Here is a 16620-nt window from a genome sequence, read left to right as displayed (position 1 = left end):
TTATGATCGAGTATAACCAAAAGGTCATTCGTTATTACCAGGAAGTCTCCGAGCTGTGCATTCATTATTTGTCCATTGATGGCGTGATCTTCGGCTTTCACCAAAACCAACTGAAGGTGCTGTTGCTGCGCTGGAAGGGTACGAATGAATGGAGTTTACCCGGTGGATTTATCAAAAAAACAGAATCCGTCGATGACGCAGCCCAGCGGATTATGCAGGAACGGACGGGTCTGTATGCACTCTACCTCCGACAATTTCACGTTTTTGGGCAAATAGAGCGCTATAACCAGGAAGAAACCTGGCGAAAGATAAACCTACCGATTCAGGGCGTGCAGTGGTCGGAGCGCACCATTTCCATGGGTTACTACGCCCTGGTAGAGCACTCCAAAGTGGTTCCTATGCCCGATCTTTTGACCGAGGAATGCCGCTGGTGGAGCCTGGATGAATTACCCGCCTTACTTTTCGACCACAACCAGATTATTGATGTGGCGCTCGGGTCATTGCGTAAGCAGCTTAGTGAACAACCGCTGGGCCATTTATTGCCGGAAGCCTTCACGATTCCCGAACTGCAACGGTTGCACGAAACCATTTTAGGCCACTCGCTGGACTCCCGCAACTTCTACCGCAAAATGATGGCCTCAACGGCTTTAGAACGGCTCGCGGAACGCCGGGTAGGTACGCCGCATAAAACACCTTATTTGTACCGGTTTAAGAAAGAGCCGGACGCCGAAAAAGGTTCGTGATTTAGTAACGTGCCCGTAATCATGACTTTATAGAAGAATACTAGTTTCGCCCGGCGTTGAAAGCAAGCCGATGAACAACATTATGCGTATTCTTTTTTTAGTGCAGGGTGAAGGTCGTGGGCATCTGACCCAGGCGCTGGCTCTTTGTCAACTGGTGGAAACGGCGGGCCATACCGTGGTGGGCGCAATGGTCGGCGTGGCAGAAAACCGACCCGTTCCCCAATTTTTCGCCGAGAAGTTTAATGCCCCGGTCATCCCTTTCACCAGTCCGGCCTTGGTGTATAATTCCGTAACAAATGCCCTGGATCCGGTTAAAACACTCTTTCGCGGCCTCAGCCAAAGTCCGGCGCTCTGGAAAAGCATGCGGGCCATCCGGGACGAAATCGAAAAACAGCAGCCAGAGGTAGTTATTAATTTTTACGAGTTGTTGGGCGGGCTGACCTACGCTTACTACCGTCCGGCAGCACCCATGATCTGCATTGCGCACCAGTACCTGTCTTTCCATCCGGTTTTTCTGTTTCCGGCGGGGAAACGGTGGCACCGCTGGTTATTCCGGCTAAATAGCCAACTAACGGCCTGGGGAGCGCACGAATTGCTGGCACTTTCCTTTGATCGGCAGCTTAATGTCCCGCGTCGGCGATTGCGGGTAGTGCCTCCGCTTTTGCGTCAGGAAGTGCTTGATCTTAAGCCTGTTTCGGGAGATTACGTACTGACTTACGTGAGCCAGTCGGCGCTGGTGACGCAATTGGTGAAAGCCCACCACCAGCGGCCGGATGTTTCCTTGCGCTGTTTTCATGCGGATGCCAAAGCCGTTGCGGAAAAAGTGGATGATACACTGAAGTACCACGCCATTAGCAGTACCCATTTTCTAAAGGCGATGCAAGGCGCTCGGGCCGTTATTACGACGGCTGGTTTTGAGGCCGTTTGTGAAGCGCTTTACCTGGGAAAACCCGTTCTGATGATACCCCAGCCCAATCATTTTGAGCAAGCCTGCAATGCGCTCGATGGGCAACGGATTGGGGCGGGAATCGCCGCTAATTCATTTGATATCAGTCGACTTATTGATTTTCTGCCGCAGTATGACCCCGTTGGGAGCGAGCGATTTAAGCAATGGCATGCGCAGGGATATTACCTTTTTTTGGGCGCGTTGAACCGGGCGAAAGAAGCTAAAAACGACCAGAGCTCACACACGCCCTGGTCGTTTATGGGAAAGTTTTTACGTCTTTCGAAATAAGCCTAGGAGGGCAAGTAGACGCTGAACGTGGCACCCTGTCCCGGCTGGCTGCGGGCGGTGATCGCCCCGCCGTGGTTGGCAACTACTTTGTTACAAATCGCCAGGCCAATTCCTGTTCCGGCATACTGGCTCTTTCCGTGCAGGCGCTGGAAAACCTGAAAGATGCGGTCGGCGTACTGCTCCTCAAAACCAATCCCATTGTCGATTACTTCCAGGCGGTGGTACGTTCCGGCCTGCCGAGTTGGCTTTACCGTGGGCGGTAAGTCCGAAGCTGCCAGGATTTCCCAGCGAATTTGAATCCGGGGTGTTAGGTTAGATTGTCTGAATTTCAGCGAATTACTTAAAAGATTTTGAAACAACTGGCCCAACTGCGATCGATCGCCCAGCACAGTTGGCAAAGGGTCGATTTCGATGATTGCCCCCGTTTCCTGAATCGTTAGTTCCAGATCCAGCAAAACGGTATTGATGATGTGGATCAGCGGCACCGTTGTCCGGACATCCTGCCGGGTAGCAATGCGCGAAAAGAGAAGCAGATCGCGGATGAGGGTGGACATACGGCTTGCGGCGGTCTGCATGCGTTCCAGGTGTTCCGCTCCTTCGCCTAACTGGTCGGCGTAGTGTCTCTTCAACAAATCGCCAAATGACTGAATTTTACGCAGGGGCTCCTGCAAGTCGTGGGAGGCAATGTAAGCAAACTGCTGCAAGTTCTCGTTGGAGCGGCGCAGGTCGGTGTTGGCGTCTTCCAGTTCCTGCGTACGCTCCTGAACGCGTATGTCCAGTTTTTCGGCCAATTGCCGGTAACGTGCTTCACTTTCTTTAATCTGGCGAGCGGCTTTCACCTGTTCGGTTACTTCGGTAATCATTTGCATGACCCCAGTGATGGTTTCGCCCTCGTAATAAGGCGTAAACGTTACGTTAAAATACCCAATTTCCTGACGCCCCGAGCGGCTCGTTGGCACTTCTTCGCCCCAGCCATAATAAGCTTCTCCGGTCTTGAAAACTTGCCGGGAGCGCTCCAGCAGCGGATTGCCCAAAAGTTCTGGCATGGCTGTTTCAAGTGGTTGGCCAATAATGCGTTCGTCGTGAGACAGCAGGTCCAACAGGGCCTGGTTGGCCAATTCAATGAGCAGATTATCCCCCTTCACCAGCAGCATGGCTACCGGAGCCTGCTTCACCAGATTTCGCAGACGTGTTTCGGCCTGGCGACGGGTTTGCGCCAGATTGACTTGCCCGCGCACTTTCGATAATAATTCCGCTCCCGAAAATGGCTTCACCAAATAATCGTCAGCACCGGCTTCCAGTCCATCAATGCGGGCTTCCTGACCAGCTCTAGCCGATAAAAAAATAAGTGGAATATGGGCCGTTGTCGGATTCATTTTAATCCGGTGAAGCAACTCTTTGCCATCCATCACCGGCATCATCATATCGCTTAGGATGAGTTGGGGTTTATGAATGGCTACTTGCTGGAGCGCGTCAGCACCGTTGGCAGCCGTTTGGATGGTAAAGTAAGGCTCCAGCAGCCGATTTAGATAGGTGCGCATGTCGGCATTATCGTCCACAATCAGGATACGGGTCGATTTATCAGCTTCGCCATCACTGAGCGTGGGTGTGTCCTGATTAGCCTCTATATCGCCCGAAAGCATGGTGCCAGCCTCTTTCAAAAAGGCGTCAGCAAGGCTGGTAATGCCGTCGTTGGCTTCGTCTTCCAGAATCTGGTTGGTCGGTAAATGGCTATTCCCCAGCGGAATGCGGACGGTAAATGTGCTTCCTGCGCCTTCCACGCTGGTTACGTCAATGGTGCCGTGGTGGAGCAGAACCAGCTCATTGACCAGCGAAAGCCCAATGCCCGTGCCTTCGTGGGTCCGGCCCCCGGCATTTTCTACCCGGTGAAAGCGCTCAAACATGTGGGGAAGCTCCGATTCCGGAATGCCCACGCCGGTATCCGAAACCCGCAGCACCGCCATTCCCTCTTCGGGCGTTAGCTGAACGTGAATACGGCCTTCCAGGGTGTATTTAAACGCGTTAGAAATAAGATTAAGGACTATTTTCTCCCACATGCTGGCATCGACGTATACCGTAGCATTCAACAGATGGCAGTCAACCACAAAGGCCAGCCCCGCCTTTTCAATCAGCGAACGGAAGCTGCTGGCCAGATCAATTGTGAGCTTGACCAGGTCAGTCGGGCGATAGAGCGCCTGCACGCGCCCCGCTTCAATGCGACTGAAATCCAGCAGGTTATTTACCAGCTTGAGCAGCCGTAACGCATTGCGGTGGGTTGTCTCAATGGGTTCCTGAAAGCCCGAGGCCGGTAAGTTTCTATCCCGCAGCAACTCTTCCAGTGGCCCTAGCATCAGAGTTAACGGAGTACGGAATTCGTGGCTGATGTTACTAAAAAAAGTTGTTTTGGCGCGGTCGATGGCCGCTAGCGCTTCGGCTCTTTTTTGCTCTTCCTGGTAGGCGTAGACATTCGAGAAGGCGGTATTGAACGTATTTCCCAGCAAAGCGTAGAAGTTCAGATAATCCATATCAAGCTCCCGCCGGGGACTCACGCCCGCAATCAGAAAACCAAAAGGCTGCTTTTTATTCGAAATATGGATGGGTAACAACACGCCCTGATTAGCGGGCTCCGGGTAAGCACCGCCCGGCAGTACGCCCAGCGTCTGGTTCAGCTCTTTTAAAATGGTCGATTGCGACAGATCCGCCAGCCACGGGGTTTTAGTGACTTCAAGCGTTTGATAATCAGGGGCGACAGGGTACTCCTCCGTAAGGCCGGTTGTCTGAACAAGCCGGGCATAGTGCCCCTCATCCTGAAGTTCATAAAATAGCAGGAAAGGAATATCCAGCGAAAAATCAGTGGTTGATTCGGCGAAGCTGGTATAAATATCGGCATTGGTTTTGGCCTGCCCGGTCAGTGCGGCCACATCGCGCAGCACTTGGGTTCGGCGGGCACTCAACATCTTATCCGTCGTTTCGGTAATGGGGTGAAAAATACCCCCGACATTGCCCGATTCATCCCGAATCGGAGCGAAGGAAAACGTCATAAAGGCCTCTTCCAGATAGCCGTATCGGTCCAGAAACATGCGCTGGTCCTTGATGTAGGTTCCTTCGCCTTCCTGCCCACGGGTAAAGGCATCGCCTACAACGGGTAGCGCCGTTTCCCAGCAAATCCTAAAGTTTTGCCCCATGGATTCGGGGTGTTTGGCGCCGCAAATGGGCCGGTAGCTATCATTATAAATCTGGATTGTTTCCGGACCCCAGGCAATCAGGATGGGAAACGTGGAGGAGAGACATAGACTAACGGAGGTGCGTAGGCTTTGGGGCCAGGAAGAAACGGGCCCCAGCGGGGTTTGCGACCAGTCCATCGACCGGATCAATTTCCCCATTTCGCCGCCACCGGCCAGAAATTGCTCCGTCGATTCTGTCTCATTCAGTAGGATCATTTAACTCGTTACTTGGCGTTTTGAAAATTCCTTTGTTCGGGTCTAGCTATCAGAGAGTAGGCTTTGGGCGAACCTTTTAAGAGTAAGGTGCTCAAGCACTTTGCTTTAATTGAATCTAAAAAAAAGCAGAATTGAGTAAATATCCTATTTCGCTCCCCCAAAATAAGAGCCAGTGGGCTCGCTAAATCATTTTTTCAGATGGCGTTAATTTCAGCGATAGAAGAAGATGTACAACGCTTGCGGGCCTCTCAGAACTTCGTTCAACAGGTTCAAAATCAATGGGAGATAGGCAAATGGCTCGGCCAGTGGGTATGAGTAAAAAAAACCAAGCGACTATCGTGCGTGGTTGATCGTGGCCACAAGGATAAGCAATTAACGGGGTTTAGGATTGTAATTTAGAAGGAGCGACGCCGTACATTTTTTTAAACGCAAACGAAAAGTGCGACAGGTCTTCGAAGCCGAGATCCAGGTAAACGTCCGACGGCATGGCTCCTTTTTCTTTAATGCGGTAGTGTGCTTCCTGCAACCGGCGCTGCTGCAACCAGCGGCCAGGCGATAGGTGAAATTGCTTCTCAAAATCCCGCTTGAACGTCGCCAGGCTGCGACCCGTCAAATAGGCAAAGCGCTTCAATTCCACGTTGAAGTGGAAATTTTTGTTCATGAACGCTTCCAGATCGATTTTGCCGGGGTCCGTGAAATCAAACAGTACTTCCTTCAATTCCGGAGCCGCTTGCAACAAGACCAGAATTGCTTCCCGCAACTTCAAGGCAAGCAGGTTTTTGTCGGTGGGTGGGTTTAGCTGCTGGTAAGGGGCCAGTGATTCCAGGTAGCTTTTCAACAACGGGTGCGGCTTTAACCTTAAAACGGCTTCTCCTTCTGATGGTTTTTCGGCTTTATACCCGTACTCCATGCTGAAGCTGCGCAGGGTTTCCTGATCCAGATAAATCGATAACGCCTTAAATTCGTCGTTTTCGGGCGGGTATTTAACGAATTTAACGAGCTGGTTGCGCTTATGAAACCGGAAATCGCCGGCCCTAAAGGTTTGTTCTTTTGTGCCGTCGTTGACAGCGATTTCCCCCGCAATCTGGTAGCTGAGAATGTGTTCGGGCACAAACTGTTCACCTTCCCGGCTGCGGGCCACGTAGCAGGAGTACAGGATTTGGGGCAGGCTTTTAGGCTCAACAAGTTCCATCTGAATCGGGCTTTGTATAGCGAAACCGGAATCGTTCCAAAACAATTCCGGTTCCAGATTCCCTCAATTTGCTCGACAGTTTATTATTTCTTTTGTCGGGTATACCACTGGCCTTCTTTAGTAGCCAGAAAGTCGATGGCATCATCGTGGTCAGTGGAAAGGCTGACGGGCAACCATTTTTCCTGTTCGGCGGAGCGGGCGGCATCCGCGCTTTGCAAAATCCCGATGGCTTCGCTTCCCAGCACCAAATGCACGGGCGGCTCGGGGTGATTTACAAGGTCGATCATGATCTTGGCGGCTTTGTCGGGGTCGCCCACGGGTACATAAGTGCCGCTTTTAATGAAATTGGCTCGTATGTCAACGGTGGTTTCGTAGCCTTCCAGACTGGGGGCATACGTCATGGAAGACCCCGCCCAATCGGTGCGAAAACCGCCCGGTTCGACGGAGGTGACGTAAATTCCCAATGGTTCTACTTCTTTGGCGAGGGCCTCGCTGAACCCACTCAGGCCAAATTTCGCCGCCTGGTAGATGGAAACGCCGGGGTTACCGACCCGACCGCCGATAGAGCTGATTTGCAAAATTCGACCGGAACGCTGCTTTCGCATCTGGGGCAACACGGCGCGCGTGATCTCGATGGGGGCGTACAAGTTCGTTTCCAACTGAGAGCGTACCTGCTCGTCGGTGAAGGCTTCGGCAGCCCCCGTGATGCCAAAACCGGCGTTGTTCACCAAGACGTCGATGCGCCCGAAATGCGATAGGGCTTTTTCAACCGCCGCATGAATTTGCTCTTGATCCGTCACATCCAGCGAAAGCGATAAAATCTGATTCGTGTATTGAGCGGTCAGCTCTTTCAATTGTTCGGGGTGGCGGGCGGTAGCCGCCACCAGGTCGCCTGTTGCCAACACGGCTTCGGTCAGGCTGCGGCCCAATCCACGGGCGCTACCGGTTATAAACCAAACTTTTGTCATGGTCATTTCTTTTAAGTTTCGACAAAGTTCGGCCAGAATTTTACGAGCTACTTTGCTGTAAAGCTCAAAGTGACTTTGTTGAAACGCTCAGACTGAAGGTGCCTATTGCTCATCAACGGGCGATCGCTACCTTTACGGATCTTGTTCCCTGTTTTCTGGTTGGGCTTGGTACGAAGTAATTCGGGTTATCCACGCTCAGCCATGAACGCCCAACCTTTAATCCTGTCTCATGAAAAAAGTGGTTTTACTTGCGCTTCTTGCTGTCGTGTTGTTGTGGGAGGGCCGCTTTTCGGCATACGCGCAATCCCGGTCAGCTAAACCCCGAACCATTATCACCACCGACGGCGAGGTGGACGACGTGGATACTTTTGTCCGTATGTTGCTCTACAGCAATGAATTTGCTATTGAAGGCCTGGTATACAGTAGCTCGCAGTGGCACTACAAAGGCGACGGGAAAGGGACCAAGTTTACCTCGGAGATGGAAAATACCGCCAAACGGTACGGGGAGCGAACCGAATTAAGGTGGCCCGGCACAACCTGGATGCAGGCATATATTGACAAATATGCCCAAGTTTATCCCAACCTTTCAAAGCACGCGACGGGGTTCCCGACACCAGACTATTTGCGGGGGCTAGTGAGGGTGGGTAACATTGATTTTGAGGGTGAAATGAGCCGAAATACCGAAGGGTCCGACTGGATCAAGAAAGTGCTGCTCGACAATAATTCCCAGCCTGTTTACCTGCAAATCTGGGGCGGAACCAATACCGTCGCCCGGGCCCTTAAGTCGATTGAAGAAGAGAATAAAGGAAAGCCCAATTGGCCGGAAATCAGGAAAAAAGTATCCGATAAAGCCATTATTTACGCCGTACTCGACCAGGACGCTACTTACCAGAAATACATTGCACCCAACTGGCCGCAGATCAAAGTGCTTTACAATTCAGATCAGTTCTGGAGTTTCGCTTATTTATGGCCCCGGGTTGTCCCCACGGAATTGCAATCGTATCTGGGTGGGAAATGGTTTACCGAAAATATCCGGTTTAAGCACGGTCCGCTTCTGGAGGACTATTACCTGTGGGGTGATGGGAAGCAGTTGCCCGGCGACCCGGAACACACGCACGGCGATTTGAAAGAAGCCCAAAAATATGGTCGCAACCAGTATGACTTTATTTCGGAAGGGGATTCGCCCGCGTTTTTCTACCTGATTGACGTAGGCCTACGGAGCGACGAAAATGTGGCTTATGGTGGCTGGGGTGGCCGCATGGTGCCGTCTCCGGCAAATCCCTACCGCTGGGAGGATGGCAAGCACGTAACGGATTATAATCCCTATACCCAAAAGCAGGATGCGGCGTATCCGCAGACGCGTTGGGTGCCGGTTTTGCAGAATGATTTTGCTGCCCGTGCCGACTGGTGCGTTAAATCCTACAAAGAGGCCAACCATCCGCCGGTCGTTAAACTTGATCACCCGCGCGACCTGCGGGTGAAACCGGGGCAGACCGTTGCACTCAGCGGGTCGGCTAAAGACCCGGATGGCGACGCGTTGCGCTATCGTTGGTGGCACTATGAGGAAGTGGATACATACAAAGGAAAAATAACCCTTCAAAAAGCCAACGAGGCCAAAGCATTCTTCACGGTGCCCAAAGACGCCGCTACGGGGCAAACCATTCACCTGATTCTGGAAGTCTCCGATACCAAAACGCCCTCATTGACGCGCTACCAACGCGTGATTGCTACGGTAGATTGAGCCTCGGCTAACTTTCGTTACCGAATGGCTTCGTAACAATAGGCATTTAGGCCCGTGTGGGCGTACACCCGCCCTTTTTGGCCGTTCTTGCCCGGCACCACCGCCACAAAGCCCCGGAAACGAGCCTCAGAGTTCTGGCGCGAATCCGGCGAATCGATTTTCCACAGCAACTTGCCCGTTTGCAGTTCCGAGGCGCACAACTTTTGGCTGGCCGTGTAGTAGACCACCCCGTTGAGCTGCACCAGGTTGCTGGTCACTACGCACTCCTGTTGCCAGCGCGTTTGCCCCGTGTTGGCATCCAGGCAGTATAAATTCCCATCGCTGATGTAGCTCAGTAGCTTGTCCTCGGTGGCTAGCTGGTAATCGCAGAGCGAGCCAAAGACGCGTTCCCAGAGTTGCTTGCCCGTCAACAGATCATGACAAACCGTGTAGCGCAACATGGAGTCATAGACCTTGCCGTTGTTGACCTGCAAACGCCCATTGACCGCTAGTAAATAACCGGCTTCTTTCATGGGTAGTCCTTCGTAGACGAACTTCTTTTGGGCCAGGTTGTAAAGCGATAGGCGGGGGGTGTACCAGTGTGCAGTGGGAGGCGTGGAATCATAATAATTGAACAGAAGATGCTCTTCTCCATTGATTTTCAGGAGCCTCATGCCATTCACCTGCCCAAAGGATTCCTTATACCCGCCCCCTTCTTTTCCCTTGTCTGCCCCGAATACTAAAGGCAATAGCCGAGTGATACTGCCGTTACTCAACACGCCCTGATTGATTTGAGGCTTGAAGGCACTCTGATTGTAGGATTCAATGGGGTTGAGGGTCAGATAAAACGTATCTGATCCAGTGGCCGTAGCTACTCTGGCCCACTGATCTGTGTACGTAGTCTTCCAGATGGTTTTTCCCGTTTGCATGTCAATGCCGTACCCCCGGTTGCCGCTGGTGTAAAGCAAAGTGCCGTTGACATCTTCCTGGCGGTTTTTGTCCATATCAAGCTGCTCGAAATTAGTCAGATAATCATTCCAGGCCCAGATGTCTTGGCCGGTATCTTTATCTTTTAAGACCAGGTAAGACCGAGCATGTTGCGGGTCACGGGGGAGAGCGGTTGCTTTGGGAAACAAAATGCCTCTTTCGGTCATGAATGCTTGCCCAATCCCGCCGGCAATGTACTTAGTCTGCTCCGAGATCGAACTTCGCCACACAGGGGATAACTGGATGGTTACCCCCTGTGAATCGATCTTATTCTCAATCTTGTCAGGATTGCAGGAGAACAGAAGAAGTACAGGTAGAAGGGCTATAAGCCTGTTTATATTCATCGTTGATCAGTTCTAAAGGCGCTCCCGAAAGCACTTTCAAAGGCGGCTTTCAGCTTATTCGGTACTAGTAGAGCAAATACTGGCTAGATAGATGAACACGGATGGCCACCAGAGAGGTCAAATGTATCTGTTATAAATGAATAAGTAAACAGGTATAAATACGTGTTTTGCTCCGGTCAAACGCATGTAAACAACTCGGAATAGTGAGAAGACTACCTACGATAACCTAGCTTTTCCGCCACAAGCGGGGATCAACGGGGAAAGGCTTGGCGCTCTCGACCGTAATCTGGGCGAATAGGGGATGAGCCGGGTGCAATAAGTAATTGAGCGATTCAGACACAACCGCTGAGGGGACGCCCACGGCCAATACGTCCGGAGCCGATAGCCAGGGAGCCAGAAACTGGTGATTTTGGGTGAACGTTGCTTCGTCCCGCCAGCCAGCAGGCAGTTCGTCGGCGGGGATGATTCGCCGGTTGTCAGGCACCGATAGCGTTAGCAGAAAGAGCCGGGGAAGGTCTTCGTAAGGCAGCGTTGGTAAGTGAACCAACTGCTCAAGCAGCGTAAGTTCGGGGGTGGATGATGTATAGAGAATGCCTCGTCCCGCCGGATGCCAGCGGCCACTGTAGAGGCGGGCGCCTTCCGTGGATAAAGGTGTATTGACGAAGCGTTCTTTAACCAGGCGGTACAGTTGTAAAGTGGGCAAAACGTCGGCCATAGCGGAGCTTAAGCGTAAATACCGTGCTCAATCCGCCCCAGTACGGTATGAACCAGCGCAAAGCCGGTGGCCGTGTCGAGCAGGTCCAGTGGAGTCTGGCGACGCAACTCAGCCAATGGAACGCGCAACCAGCGCCCCAGCACCGCCGCCCGCCCGTCGAAAACACCTAGGCCGTGGGTCAGCAGGTTTTCCAGGAGCAACAGCCGCTCGGAAGCATTGCTGTCCAGTCGGGCCTCGGGTCGCAGTCGGTGGAGCGTTCGTTCGGAGAGGTTCAGGATGCGCGCCATGTCCTTGTCGGTCAGGCTGATCGATTGGGCCACCTCATCCACCTTGGCGCGGTTGACGCCCTGCCGGGCTTGCTCCACGAGGCCAAAGCTGCTATCGTTTGATTCGGTTGTGAGTAGTAAGTCCATCGTATATGAATATTGTCACTAAGGTAGCTGCCAAATGGCAGTATTCCAATAAAATAACGTAGCTAACTAGAAAACGGTTTAGGAATAGCCAAAAAAAAGCCGGATAGAGTTCGTAACTCCATCCGGCCAGAAACAATTATTAAAAAAAAACGGCTTAGTAACCCGGATTTTGAGTCAGCACCGCGTCTTTGTTCAACTGAATTTCGTTCAGCGGAATTGGCAGCAAGAGGTTGTTTTCGTTGATGCCAACGATGGGGTTAAAGGCGTTGTTGCGGTTCAGGCGAGTGGCCCGTTGTACCAGCGTTTTAGTCCGCATGAGGGTCATCCGGCGGTTTTCTTCACCCAGCAACTCGCGAACCCGCTCGTCCAGAATAAAGTCCAACGTGATGTCCGAAGCAGCTACCTTACCAACGGCTGGATAGCCCGGGAAAGCCCGTTCGCGCAGGACGTTGATGCTTGCCGCCGCGTCTTCGAGTTTGCCCTGTTTGAATTGCGCTTCGGCCAGCAACAGGTATGTTTCGCCCAAACGCATCAGGATAAAATCTTTAACCATGGCGTATCCAAATGTATCGTTCGGGTCAAACTGGTACCACTTGGTCGTGTGCGGAGCCAGGTGGAATAAGGTGTCCGGCCCAGCGTAGGGAACGGGTTTGCCATACGTAGCTGGTTTAGTCGGATCATTGTACGTATACCGTCTCCGGAAATTATAATGCGAATTCCGAATATCACCCGGCTTGTACAGGCTATAGATAACCCAGTTGCTCAGCCGCAGACGACCCAGCGCCCGGCCTCCCGTTGAATCAGACAAAGCCATACCACTGACGTTGTGGTAAGCGGCTCCCCATACCCGCCGCTGTTGCGGGTTGTCGGTAATTCCACCAACGACTGTTGCGGGGTTTTCCTGCTCCAGTACCCAGATGGCTTCCGTATTTCCCTGAACGCGGCGTTGGTTTCCGTAGGCGAACATATCCGAGTAATAATCACCGGGAAGGCTCGCTTTGGTGCCGTACCGCGCTTTGATCAGTTTGAACCGGTTGCTGCTGATGATGGCTTTCAGTTGTTCTTCAGCCAGTTCGGGCTTACCAATGCGCAAATATGCTTCGGCTAGCAATTGCATGGCCATAAACTTGTTCGCGCGGCCATATAACCGGCCTTTGGTGTTCGACGGGACGCTTTCGATATCGGGTAGGTTCTGCGCCGCGAAAGTAAGATCACTAATAACCTGGTTGTTGATTTCTTCCAGCGGAGCCCGCACGAAATCCGTTTTCGGGGCGGTCAGCGGTTGCGTCAACAAGGGAACACCGCCAAAGAAGGTTGCCAGGTTGTTGTAGGCATACCCCCGGAAAAATTTCGCTTCCGCACTGATCCGGGCCTTACCAACCGCGCTGATTACCGTCAGGGACGGCGATTCAATGCTGCTGATAATGGTATTGGTCATGTTGATCATGACGTAATTGCGGTTCCAGGTACGGTTGGCGGCGGCGTCGGTTGGCGTCAACAACGCATAGTTGTAATAAGGTATTTCGATACCTTCCTGGTTAGCGGTGGCATTGGCGATATCCGTACCTACCTGCCATACGCTTGGCCATCCCTGCCGATCAGACCAGGAGAAATACGTACTGGTATGGTTGTATAAGCCGATCAGCGAGGCTTGAAAACCCAGTGAATCCGTTAAAGTAATCGGCGTGTAAGCGGAATAAGGCTTTTCATCCAGGAAGTCCTCCTTGCAGGAGGTTGCCAGCACGGTGGCCGACAAAGCCAGTATGGTTATGTATTTTTTCATTTTGTCTTCTTCTTTTTAGTCTGCCAGTTAGCGAAGCGATACGTTCAGGCCCAATACAAACGAGCGAGTTACGGGATAGTTAGTCTCCCAGCTTCCAGCGGAATTGCTAATTCCACGTCCGTATTGTACGGCTTCTGGATCCCAGCCAATCCAATTCGTGAACGTGTACAGGTTCCGGCCGCTTAGATACACCGTTGCGCTACCCAGTTTCACTTTTTCCAGCGTTTTCGCACCAAAGACATAGCTCAGCGTTACGTCTTTAATCCGGGTAAAGCTAGCATCTGATGCGTAACCGTAGCCGCGTGGGTTTTTGTAAGCCAGGGACGGACGGTCATTGCTCCGGTTTTCGGGCGTCCAATAACCTACGTCAACCGGCGTGTTCCGCTTGCCGGTCTCATCGGCATACGTCAAATCGGCATTATTGCGCGTAAGTCCTTGCACGGTCTGAATGAACACATTCAGGTGGAAGTTTTTATAGTGGAACGCGTTGGTCAGACCACCGGTCCATTTCGGGGCTGTTTGGCCCAGAATCATGCGGTCGCCATCCGGCGTGATTTTTCCATCGCCATTTAAGTCGGCAAATTTCAAATCACCCGCCACAGCACCCGGATCCTGCGAAGAAGCATCTTCACCTTGCTGCCATACACCCGCTAATTTGTAGTCATAAATGACGCTGATTGGCTGACCAATGAACCAACGGTTTCCAAGGTCATCTTTTTTATCCCCGTACAAATCCAGAATCTGGTTTTTGTTGGCGGCAAAAACGACCGTCGATTCCCATTTGAAATCACCTTTGGTCACATTACGGCTATTAACGGTTAGCTCGATACCCCGGTTCCGGGTCTCGCCCATGTTGTCAAACACGTTGCCGTAACCCGTAATAATCGGCAGGCTTCGTTGCAGGAGCAGACCCGTTGTGTTGTTCTGGTACAATTCAAGGCTACCCGAAATCCGGTTGGCCAGGAAACCAAAGTCTATCCCCAGGTTGCGGCTAAGTGTATTTTCCCAAAGCAGGTCGCCATTTCCTAGATTGCTGGGCCACGCGCCGATGGTGCTCACCCCGTTGAACGGCGAACGTCCCGTGTTGCTGGTTGTAATGGTGCGGTAAACACTGATGGCTTCGTTTCCTGACTTACCATACGATAACCGAAGCTTCAGGTTATTGATCGCATTCAGGTTTTTCATGAAGTCTTCGTTGGTGATGTTCCAGCCCAGGGCTACCGAAGGGAACAAACCGTATTTGCTGGTGTTGGCCCCGAATACCGACGACCCATCGCGGCGGGCTGTTACCGTAAACAGGTAGCGGCTATCGTACGAATAGTTAACCCGTCCCATCTGCGAATTCAGCGCGTACCGATCCGCATATGAGAAGCTCGACTGCGTTGCCCCGGCACCCAGGTTGAAGAAGCCTAGCTCATCGTTGACAAAACCAACGGCCCGACCTTCCGACTGAACGTATTTCCGTTGCTGGGCGCTGTAAAGACCCGTAAAATCGAAGTGGTGTTTTCCCCAATCCCGACCATAGGTCAGAATGTTTTCGATGGTGTAGCTGTTGGTTTCCGAAGCGAAGGTAGTTGCCGTTCCGTTCAGGTCATTGGCACTACGTCCCACGTACGATCCCCGGCGGGCGGGCAGGTAGGAGTAACCCACGTTCAGACGGTATTTTAGTCCTTTAACCAGACCGTCAAAATTGACTTCAGCGTACGCATTTCCGTTCAGGTTAGTGCTTCTGTCTTCGCGTTGTGTCGTCAGACCAAGCATTGGGTTGGTGTACAGCTGCTCGGGAAACATCGGGAAAATTTTGTACGTTCCATTGGGATTGTACATTTGCCCGTACGGACTCATGGCCGAAGCATTCAGCAGGTTTGTACGACCACCATCCCGGTTGTTATTGGCCATGAACAAAGACGTTCCCACTTTCAGGAAGTTGGTCACATCAACGTCCAGGTTCGACCGGAAGCTGGCACGTTTGTAATTGAACCCTCTTACAAGTCCTTTCTGATCCAGAATTTCTCCTGAAACGAAGTATTTCACGTTTTGAGTTCCGCCGGAAATGCTCAGGTTATGATCCTGTAAGATACCCGTTTGGGTGGCTTCCTTGATCCAGTCGGTGGTGATACCTGCGTTGTAGTTAGCCAACTCATCGAAGTTAGGCACTGGGTTGACCATGGTCTGGCCCGTTTGTGACAACCAGTCCTTGTATTTCTGCACGTATTCTGCCCCGTTTCGGGGCTTCAGGATATGCGAAAAATTTTCAACCCCGGCGTAGGCGTTGTACCGAATAACCGGCTTGCCCGTTGTTCCGCGTTTCGTCGTGATCAGGATAACCCCGTTCGCGCCGTTGGTCCCGTAAATGGCCACCGCCGAGGCATCTTTCAGGATTTCCATAGACTCAATATCGTTCGGGTTGATGTCGTTGAGCGACCCGCCGGTTTTGCTCAGCGGAATACCATCGACGACCACAAACGGACCTGAGTTAGCGTTGATCGAGTTCTGACCCCGAATAATGGTTGACGGTTCCGCCCCCGGAACGGACGACGACTGGGTGATGTTCACCCCGGCCACCGATCCTTGTACCGCCTGAAGCACGTTCGTAACCGGTAGTTGTGATAAGCGCTCTTTCGGAACCGAAGCAACCGACCCCGTGATGTCCGACCGTTTCTGCGTACCGTAACCCACAACGACCACTTCGTTCAGCGATTTGGCATCGCCCTTAAGCTGAATATTGAGAACGGTCTGGTTTCCGATGGCTACTTCCTGAGGAAGGTAACCGATGTAAGAAACAACGAGTGTCGGCGTGCTGGTGCCATCCGGAATGCGGAGGGTGAATTTACCGTCGGCATCGGTGTTGGTGCCTAGTGTGGTTCCCTTGATGGTAACCGTAGCACCCGGCAGGCCTTCGCCTTTCTCATCCGTGATAGTCCCTGTAACCGTCACGTCAGCAAACGCTTTATCGCGGGATACAGGCCGGTTGATGGATGCAATCAAGCCGCCTTTTTTAGAGGTGGGTAATTGGGCAAAAGCTCCCTTGTAGGTAACCAGTGCACCGAGAACAAATAACCATTTAATTTTCATAGATCG

11 protein-coding genes are annotated in these 16620 nt (G+C 52.2%); 3 read left to right on the top strand and 8 right to left on the bottom strand.

What is annotated here, in order from left to right:
• Positions 1 to 2: 2 nt before the first annotated feature.
• Both L0Y31_RS15040 and L0Y31_RS15035 read left to right on the top strand, forming a co-directional pair.
• Positions 3 to 743, top strand: a complete 741-nt coding sequence (locus L0Y31_RS15040; protein ID WP_234733896.1) for an NUDIX hydrolase — start codon at positions 3 to 5, stop codon at positions 741 to 743.
• 82 nt (positions 744 to 825) lie between these two features.
• Positions 826 to 1977 carry a glycosyltransferase family protein gene (locus L0Y31_RS15035; protein WP_234733895.1) on the top strand — a complete coding sequence of 384 codons (1152 nt, stop codon included), beginning with the start codon at positions 826 to 828 and terminating at the stop codon, positions 1975 to 1977.
• Positions 1978 to 1979: 2 nt separating this feature from the next.
• On the opposite strand, the gene L0Y31_RS15030 is transcribed toward L0Y31_RS15035, so the two are convergent.
• From L0Y31_RS15030 to L0Y31_RS15020, 3 genes are all read right to left on the bottom strand, one after another.
• Positions 1980 to 5417: an ATP-binding protein gene (locus tag L0Y31_RS15030; RefSeq protein WP_234733894.1), complete on the bottom strand. Its 3438-nt coding sequence runs from the start codon at positions 5415 to 5417 to the stop codon at positions 1980 to 1982.
• Positions 5418 to 5799: 382 nt separating this feature from the next.
• Entirely contained in the window at positions 5800 to 6609 is an 810-nt protein-coding gene (locus L0Y31_RS15025; RefSeq protein WP_234733893.1) for an AraC family transcriptional regulator, read from the bottom strand.
• Positions 6610 to 6692: 83 nt separating this feature from the next.
• Entirely contained in the window at positions 6693 to 7577 is an 885-nt protein-coding gene (locus tag L0Y31_RS15020; RefSeq protein ID WP_234733892.1) for an oxidoreductase, read from the bottom strand.
• 229 nt (positions 7578 to 7806) lie between these two features.
• Here L0Y31_RS15020 and L0Y31_RS15015 point away from each other — a divergent pair, with 229 nt between their 5' ends.
• Positions 7807 to 9318 (top strand): DUF1593 domain-containing protein, encoded by a 1512-nt coding sequence (locus L0Y31_RS15015; protein WP_234733891.1) that lies wholly within the window; start codon positions 7807 to 7809, stop codon positions 9316 to 9318.
• A 17-nt stretch (positions 9319 to 9335) separates the two neighbouring features.
• Here L0Y31_RS15015 and L0Y31_RS15010 read toward each other — a convergent pair whose 3' ends face one another.
• The 5 genes from L0Y31_RS15010 to L0Y31_RS14990 form a co-directional block, all read right to left on the bottom strand.
• Positions 9336 to 10628 carry an outer membrane protein assembly factor BamB family protein gene (locus L0Y31_RS15010; protein ID WP_234733890.1) on the bottom strand — a complete coding sequence of 431 codons (1293 nt, stop codon included), beginning with the start codon at positions 10626 to 10628 and terminating at the stop codon, positions 9336 to 9338.
• A gap of 226 nt (positions 10629 to 10854) precedes the next feature.
• On the bottom strand, positions 10855 to 11343 hold the full coding sequence (locus tag L0Y31_RS15005) for an RES family NAD+ phosphorylase (RefSeq protein ID WP_234733889.1): 489 nt from the start codon (positions 11341 to 11343) through the stop codon (positions 10855 to 10857).
• Between the two features lie 8 nt (positions 11344 to 11351).
• Positions 11352 to 11756: a type II RES/Xre toxin-antitoxin system antitoxin gene (gene parS, locus L0Y31_RS15000; RefSeq protein ID WP_234733888.1), complete on the bottom strand. Its 405-nt coding sequence runs from the start codon at positions 11754 to 11756 to the stop codon at positions 11352 to 11354.
• Positions 11757 to 11910: 154 nt separating this feature from the next.
• Positions 11911 to 13539, bottom strand: coding sequence for a RagB/SusD family nutrient uptake outer membrane protein (locus L0Y31_RS14995; protein ID WP_234733887.1), 1629 nt, complete (start codon positions 13537 to 13539; stop codon positions 11911 to 11913).
• A 27-nt stretch (positions 13540 to 13566) separates the two neighbouring features.
• A complete protein-coding gene (locus tag L0Y31_RS14990; protein WP_234733886.1) occupies positions 13567 to 16614 on the bottom strand; it encodes a SusC/RagA family TonB-linked outer membrane protein in 3048 nt (1015 codons plus the stop codon).
• Positions 16615 to 16620: the final 6 nt, after the last annotated feature.

This window comes from Tellurirhabdus bombi, assembly GCF_021484805.1.
Taxonomy (GTDB): Bacteria; Bacteroidota; Bacteroidia; order Cytophagales; family Spirosomataceae; genus Tellurirhabdus; species Tellurirhabdus bombi.
The sequence above is the reverse complement of the archived record's forward strand: the minus strand, read 5'-3'. Positions and strand labels throughout refer to the sequence as shown.